The sequence below is a fragment of the Saccharomonospora iraqiensis subsp. paurometabolica YIM 90007 genome, assembly GCF_000231035.2.
Classification (GTDB): Bacteria; Actinomycetota; Actinomycetes; order Mycobacteriales; family Pseudonocardiaceae; genus Saccharomonospora; species Saccharomonospora paurometabolica.
Genome location: NZ_KI912197.1, coordinates 5331 through 8326, shown reverse-complemented (window position 1 = coordinate 8326; position 2996 = coordinate 5331). Strand labels below are relative to the sequence as shown.

Annotated in this window: 3 protein-coding genes; all 3 read left to right on the top strand. The window is 75.2% G+C overall.

Features of this window, described 5'->3' with window-relative positions:
• The first annotated feature begins 79 nt into the window (after nt 1–79).
• Nucleotides 80–1024: an AAA family ATPase gene (locus SACPADRAFT_RS0202665; RefSeq protein ID WP_028662160.1), complete on the top strand. Its 945-nt coding sequence runs from the start codon at nt 80–82 to the stop codon at nt 1022–1024.
• A 6-nt stretch (nt 1025–1030) separates the two neighbouring features.
• Nucleotides 1031–2335, top strand: coding sequence for a DUF58 domain-containing protein (locus SACPADRAFT_RS0202660; protein WP_007027085.1), 1305 nt, complete (start codon nt 1031–1033; stop codon nt 2333–2335).
• Nucleotides 2332–2996, top strand: a 665-nt coding sequence (locus SACPADRAFT_RS25190) for a TgpA N-terminal domain-containing protein (RefSeq protein WP_007027086.1), incomplete at its 3' end; no start/stop codon positions are given. The genes SACPADRAFT_RS0202660 and SACPADRAFT_RS25190, both read left to right, overlap by 4 nt.

The window sequence follows — 2996 nt, the reverse complement described above, 5'->3', positions numbered from 1 at the left end:
CCCGGCCGCCACCGGGCCGCCCCGTCCCGCCACCGGGCCCGGGCCGCACGCCCCCGGCGCCGACGGAGGTCTCGACCAGCTGCACGAAACCGTCCGCCGGATCGCGGACAACATCGAGCGCGTGCTGGTCGGCAAACCCGACGTCGTGCGGATCGCGCTCGTGACGCTGCTGTCCGAGGGGCATCTCCTGGTCGAGGACGTCCCGGGGGTCGGCAAGACCTCGCTGGCCAAGGCGCTCGCCCGGTCGATCGACTGCACGGTCAGCCGGGTCCAGTTCACCCCGGACCTCCTGCCGAGCGACGTCACCGGTGTCTCCGTCTACAACCGGCAGCGCGCCGAGTTCGAGTTCCGCCCCGGCCCGGTGTTCGCGAACATCGTGGTGGGCGACGAGATCAACCGGGCCTCCCCGAAGACCCAGTCCGCACTGCTGGAGTGCATGGAGGAGCAGCAGGTCACCGTCGAGTCCACGACGTACCGGCTCGGCGCGCCGTTCATGGTGATCGCCACGCAGAACCCGGTGGAGATGGAGGGCACCTACGCGCTGCCCGAGGCCCAGCGGGACCGGTTCACGGCACGGCTGTCCCTCGGGTACCCGGACCCGCAGGCCGAACTGGCCATGGTGGACGAACACTCCGGACACGACCCCCTCGGGCACCTCGAACCGGTCTCCGACGGCGCCACCGTCCGGCAACTGGTCGAGACCGTGCGCGCCGTCCACGTCGCGACCGAGGTGCGCCGGTACGCCGTCGACCTGGTCACCGCGACCCGGGAGATGCCGGAGGTCCGGCTGGGCGCGTCCCCGCGGGCCACACTGCACCTGATCCGTGCCTCCCGCGCGCAGGCCGCGCTGGCGGGCCGGGAGTTCGTGATCCCGGACGACCTGCACGCGATCGCGGTCCCGGTGCTGGCGCACCGGCTGGTCCTCACCACGGAGGCCCACGCGGCGCGGCGGTCGGCCACCGACGTGGTGCGTGCGGCACTGCACCGGGTGCCCGTTCCGCACGGCGGTTCCGGGGCACGGTAGCGGCGCATGGTGCGGTCGTTGTCCGGGCTGACCACGCGGGGCCGCTGCCTGCTCGCGGCCGGGGTCGCCGCGGGGGTGTGCGCGGCGGTGCTGAACGAGCGGGACCTGCTGCGGGTGGCGGTGTTCGTGGTGGCCCTCCCCCTGTTCGTCGTGCTGCTCACCGCCGTCTCGAAGGTCCGGATCGCGGCGGCACGCAGCCTCGACGCGGAACGGGTGCCGGTCGGTGGCCGCAGCGAGGTCCGTCTCGACCTGTGGCGCACCGGCCGGATGCCCGCGGGTGAGGTGCTCGTCGAGGACGCCCTGCCCTACGCGCTGGGGGCACGGCCACGGTTCGTGGCGGAGCGCCTGCCCCGGCGGCACGAACCGGTGTCGCTGCGTTACCACGTGCAGCCCACGGTGCGCGGGATCCAGCAGGTCGGCCCGCTGCGCGCGACCGTGACCGACCCGTTCGGGTTGTGCGAGTTCGACCGTGAGCTGGTCCCGACCTCCCGCCTGGTGGTCGTACCACGGGTGGTGACCCTGCGGGGGCTGCCGTCCGGGTCCGGGATCGGCACCGGCGAGGACAACAGTGTGCGGCTGCGGGCGGGCCAGGGCGAGACCGACGTCATGGTGCGCCAGTACCGGCAGGGTGACGACCTGCGCAAGGTGCACTGGCCCTCCACCGCCCGCCGGGACGAGATCATGGTGCGGGTGGAGGAACGGCCCTGGCGCTCCGGCACCACGGTGCTGCTCGACCACCGCTCGGCCGCCCACCGTGGCTCGGGCCCGGGCGCGAGCCTGGAGTGGGCCGTCGAATTCACCGCGAGCGTGTGTCTGCACCTGGGCCACGCCGGGCAGCGTGTCCGCCTGGTCAGCGAACACGGCAGGCCGATCGCCGACGTGCCGGAGGGCGCGGGGCACGCCCACGACGGCGCCGTCCTGGACGCGCTCGCCGCACTGCGGCCGACGCACGAACGCGACATCGTGCCGGGAACCGACCCGGGCCACGGACAGGAGCTGATCGCCGTCCTGGGGACCATCGGCGCCGAGTCGGTGCGGGAGCTGACCCGCTACCGGCCCCGTGCGGCGCGCAGTCTCGCCGTCCTGCTCGACACCCCCGCGTGGACGGACCGCGCGAGGGTTCCGGAGGATCCGCCCGCCCCGGGCGGGGACCGGGGACCCGAGGTCACGGTCGAGGAGGCCGCGGGACTGCTCCGGGCCGCGGGCTGGTCGGTGGTGGTGGCGGCCCCGCACAGCGCGGTCCCGGACGTCTGGGCCGAACTCTGCCGGACGGGGATCTCCCCGGCCCCGGTGGCGGGGAGGGCGCCATGACCCCGTCCCGTCCCCGGCACGCGCGTGCCGGTCGCACCCCGCGATCGGCCCACCCGGTCGAACTGTCCGCCCCCGTGCTCGCGGCGGGCGCGACGATCGGGGCCGCGACCTCACTGACCGGTGTCCTCGCGGGGACGGCCTGGCTCGCGCAGGTCGCCGTGGCCGTCGTGCTCGTGGGCTGCACCGGCCTCGCCCTGCGGTCGGTCCGGACCCCGGCACCACTCGTGCCGCCCGCACAGCTGCTGGTGCTGCTGGCCCTGGTGACCGGTGTGTTCACCGAGAGCGGGATCCTCGCGGTGGTGCCCGGCCCCGCGGCGTTCGCCGAGCTGGACGCGCTGCTGAACGCGGCGTTCGAACAGATCCGCACCGGGGTCCCCCCGGTCGCGGGCACCGCCGGGATCCTGTGCCTGGTCACCCTCGCCCTCGGCCTGGTCGCGGTGGTGGTGGACACGCTCGCCGTGGCCGCCGCGGCGCCCGCCGCCACCGGACTCGTCCTGCTGTGTGTCTACGCGGTGCCGTCGGCGCTGGCCGACGACCTCCTGCCCTGGTGGACGTTCGTGCTCGGGGCCGTGGGTTTCACGGCACTGCTCGCCGTGGGCGGGGGTCACCGCGACCGTGCCCGACGCGAGCGGCCGGCCTCCCGCACCGGCGCCGCGGCCGG